Origin of the sequence: Xanthomonas sp. GPE 39 (assembly GCF_000963005.1) — a bacterium.
In the GTDB taxonomy this organism is placed as follows: domain Bacteria; phylum Pseudomonadota; class Gammaproteobacteria; order Xanthomonadales; family Xanthomonadaceae; genus Xanthomonas_A.
In genome coordinates this window covers 140,459-141,593 of the sequence record NZ_JZHZ01000007.1, presented here as the reverse complement: position 1 = coordinate 141,593, position 1,135 = coordinate 140,459, and the positions used below count along the sequence as shown (strand labels likewise).

Below are 1,135 nucleotides of genomic sequence, written 5' to 3'. Positions count from 1 at the left end.
TCGTCCAGCAACGGCAAACGGTCTACCGCCTGATCTTCAGCCCCCTCGGCCACCATCGCCGCCAACAGATGCCGCCAATGTCCGATCCAACGCTCCAGCGTCGCATGCTCGAACAGCGCGGTGGCATAGATCAGACTGCCGACAATCCCCTCCTCGCTCTCGGCCAATGACAACGACAGGTCGAACTGCGCGCTTGTCTGCGCGGTGGTCAGACCGCTCGCCTCAATTTCACCAAGATCCAGTTCGCCCTGCGGCGTGTTCTGCCACGCGAACATCACCTGGAACAGCGGTGCATGCGCCAGACTGCGTGGCGGCTGCAGCAGTTCGACCACCTGCTCGAACGGGATGTCCTGATGCACCTGCGCCTGCAATGCGCGTTCCTTCACCGAGGCCAGCAATTGCGCCAACGTCGGCGAGCCAAACAACTCAATCCGCAGCGCCAGCGTGTTGACGAAGAAGCCGATCAATCCTTCGGTCTCGGAGCGACCACGATTGGCCACTGGACTGCCGATCACCACATCATCCTGCCCTGAGAGACGCGATAGCAGCAGCGCCCAACTGGCAAGTAACGTCATATACATCGTCAGCCCATGACGCTGGCTCAGTTCCTTCAGCGCCTGCGTCTGCTGCGGACCGATGACCACTTCCAACATCGCGCCGGCATGATCCTGACGCGCTGGACGCGGACGATCCGTGGGCAGTTCCAGCAATACCGGTGCGCCGGATAGCGTCTCGCGCCAGTAGGTCGCTTGCTGCTCCAGCACATCTCCTGTCAACCATTGCCGCTGCCAGCTTGCATAATCGGCGTACTGAATTGGCAACGGTGCCAGCGGATCGGCTTCGCCACATGCAAAGGCCCGATACAGCGCACTCAACTCGTTGATCAAAACCCCCATCGACCACCCATCCGACACGATGTGGTGCATCGTGACGAAGAAGACGGACTCGTCATCGGCAAGTTGTATCAGCCGACCACGGATGAGCGGGCCATGCTCTAAAGCAAATGGTGCTTGCGCTTCATCGACTAACAGTTGCTGCAGCGCCAACTCACGATCAGGCACATCGCGCAGATCGTGATCGATCCGATGGAAGCCAATGTCCTCAGCAGAAATGTGCTGCAACGTCTGCCCATCGA

1 protein-coding gene is annotated in these 1,135 nt (G+C 59.8%); it reads right to left on the bottom strand.

The genetic code is table 11. The features are described 5' to 3' along the window. The coding region (locus tag XALGPE39_RS00430) for a condensation domain-containing protein (RefSeq protein ID WP_152624928.1) at positions 1-1,135 on the bottom strand (1,135 nt) is incomplete at both ends.